The sequence below is a fragment of the Microvirga sp. P4_G7 genome (assembly GCF_056401005.1).
Map to the genome: position 1 here is coordinate 1 of NZ_JBFUKD010000488.1, position 2,956 is coordinate 2,956.

General features: G+C 63.1%; 3 protein-coding genes. 2 read left to right on the top strand and 1 reads right to left on the bottom strand.

Annotated elements, in window-relative coordinates; all coding sequences use genetic code 11:
• Positions 1–857, bottom strand: an 857-nt coding sequence (locus AC1DT3_RS16795; protein WP_477466380.1) for a LacI family DNA-binding transcriptional regulator, incomplete at its 3' end; no start/stop codon positions are given.
• Between the two features lie 124 nt (positions 858–981).
• On the opposite strand from AC1DT3_RS16795, the gene bglB reads away from it, so the two are divergent.
• On the top strand, positions 982–2,085 hold the full coding sequence (gene bglB, locus AC1DT3_RS16800) for a beta-galactosidase BglB (protein ID WP_477466381.1): 1,104 nt from the start codon (positions 982–984) through the stop codon (positions 2,083–2,085).
• Positions 2,082–2,915 (top strand): 5-dehydro-4-deoxy-D-glucuronate isomerase, encoded by an 834-nt coding sequence (kduI, locus tag AC1DT3_RS16805; protein WP_477466382.1) that lies wholly within the window; start codon positions 2,082–2,084, stop codon positions 2,913–2,915. Before bglB ends, kduI begins: the two co-directional genes overlap by 4 nt.
• The last annotated feature ends 41 nt before the right edge of the window (positions 2,916–2,956 follow it).

Genomic DNA, 2,956 nt, shown 5'->3' on the forward strand with positions numbered 1-2,956 from the left:
ATCCCGAGCACCGACACCGCACCGGGCCACGCGATCTGACGTGCGGCCAAGGCCGACAAAGCGCCCAGTGCGAGACTGTCGGCGGCGCACAGCAGCGCCGAAACGTCGAGGTCGCCGCTGTCGAGACGTGCGCCGATGGCCCGTTCGGCACATTCCGGCGTCCAATCGTCCACCCTGATCACGTGGCTGTCCGGGCAAGCGAGTCCATGCTCTGCCAAAGCATCCCGCCATCCCTCGAAGCGTCGTTGAATGGTCGGGCGACCGGGCTTCATGACAAAAGCGATTCGTTCGTGGCCCAATCCGATCAGGTAATCGCAGGCCATGCGAGTCGCTGAACGATTGCACGGGCTGACGCTCGAAAGGCGCATCAGCGGATCATCGCCATTGATCAGCACGGCCGCCTTGCCGCTGTCGCCGACCCGGTCGAGGATGTTCGCGTCGTCGACCGTCAAGAGAAGCACGCCCGTCACGCTGCGGTCGTCGAGAACGGCATTCAATGCCGAAAGGTCGCCCGTTTCGGAAAGCGGAATCAGCGAAACGTCGAGATCGTTGGCGGCGGCGGTGGCCTTCAAACCTTCCAGCACATGCCAGGTGAATTGCGTGCGGCTGTAGTCGGTCATGGCCGCCTTGCTCGCGAAGACGGCGATGCGCCCGCCCTGCAACACGGCCGGCATCGGATAGCGAGCGCTGCGCGCCGCCGCGAGGATCCGATCGCGGAGTTCCGCCTTGACCCCCTTCTGCCCGGCGAGCGCCCGTGATGCGGTGCTGATGGAAACGTCGCACGCGGCTGCGATATCGCGCAGACGACTGCGGCCGGACGATGGTTTCTTGCTCGACAGCTTGGGTGTTTGGCTCATGGTTCCATTTCTGCAAAAAATTTTCATGGTGCGCAACTTCAATCGCTCATGAAAACTGCTCCCAAGAACAACGATCTCGAACAAACGGTTTTGAACACTGATTTTGCCTTGGGAGGCAGCGCGCATGCAGGAGCGGGGACGGCTCACCCGTCAGCTCGACCGCTTGGTCGATGGAATGGTGGCCTTGCGCCATGACGGGACGTTCGACGAGCCGAATCTCGACGGCACCCCTGGCGACTACATCAGCTTCGACGGGTGGGAATGGCCGCAGGGCATAGGCCTCTACGGCCTTGTCCGCTATTGGGAATTCAGCGGCGACGACCGCCATCGCCAATTGGTCGAGGCCTGGTACGCGCGACAGCTCCGTCGCCCTCAGCCGGGCCTGAACGTCAATACTACGGCGCCGATGCTGGCCCTGTCGATCTTATGGGCGAAGACCGGTGACGAACGGTGGCAGCCGGCGCTCGACAATTGGGCTGTGCAGGTGATGACCGGCCTTCCTCGTACGGAAGAACTGGGTTTCCAGCACATCGTTTCGGATGGCCTCAACCCGGGCGAATTGTGGGACGACACCTTGTTCATGGTGTGCCTGTTCCTGGCGAGCTATGGCCGCGCGGCAGGGCGCAAGGATCTTGTCCAGGAAGCCGTCCGCCAGTTTCTCGTTCACGCACATTATCTGTCCGACACCGAAACCGGCCTGTGGTTCCACGGTTGGACCTTCGATGGCCGGCACAATTTCGCCCGCGCTCGTTGGGCGCGCGGCAACGCCTGGATTACCGCGGGCCTGCTCGATTTCATCGAGCTTGGCGGCATCGAGGGCGGCGTACGAGAGTTCCTTTTGGGTAACCTCAGGAGCCAAGCCGCAGCGCTTGTGCGTTTCCAGCACCGGGACGGCGGTTGGCATACGCTCATCGACGATCCGTCGTCCTATCTCGAAACGTCGGCGACCGCGGGCATCGGCTACGGTCTCCTGAAGGGCGCGCGCCTGGGCATCCTGGGGGACGACGCTCGGCAGGCCGGATTGCGGGCGCTCGACTATGTCCTCTCCCAGATCGATGAACGAGGCACCGTGCAGAACGTCTCCTACGGCACCCGCATGGGTCGCGATCTCCAGTTCTATCGGGATATCCCGATCCAACCCACGGCCTACGGTCAGGCTTTGGCGATTCTTCTGCTCGCCGAGGCGGTGCGCCACGCGGGCGATGCGCGCCTGGAGGCAGCGCAATGATGGATGTCCGCTACGGCGCCGCGCCAGAAAACATCTCCGGCCTCTCCACCACGGAATTGCGCTCGGCCTTTCTCGTCGAGCAACTCTTCGTCCGGGACGACGCAAAGCTCGTCTACACCCATATCGACCGGATGATTTTGGGTGGTTGCGTACCGGTCTCGCAGGCGGTGGTCATCGGCGGCGGCGCTGCGATCGGCACACCCCATCTTTTGTCTTATCGCGAGATGGGGATCGCCAATCTGGGCGGGGCCGGCCGGATCGACGTCGATGGAATGACCTTCGAACTCGGCAATCGCGACATCCTGTATGTCGGCCGCGGCGCTCGGCGGATCACCCTGTCGAGCGCGGATGGTGCGAAGCCCGCACGGTTCTACATGAATTCCGTGCCGGCGCAGGTCGAATATCCCCACCGCCTCATCACGCGGAGCGAGTCGAAGCCCCTGGAACTCGGCGATGAACGCCATTCCAACAAACGTTCGCTGCGCATGTACATCCATCCCGAAGTCGCGCCCTCGGCGCTGTTGTTGATGGGGATCACGGATCTCGCCCATGGCAGCGCCTGGAATACCATGCCGCCGCACCTGCACGAGCGCCGCATGGAGGCATACGTCTATTTCGACCTCGCGCCGGACGATCGCGTCATCCACCTGATGGGGCGTCCTGACGAGACCCGCCACCTCGTCGTTGCGGACGGCGACGCCGTTCTGTCGCCGGCATGGTCGATTCATATGGGCGCAGGAACCGGGCCGTACGCCTTCGTGTGGGGAATGACGGGTGAGAACCAGGAATACACCGATGTCGATCCCGTGCCGGTCAACACTTTACGCTGAGGAACGCTCGCCGCCATGGAAACGGGAATGTATCTGACCAC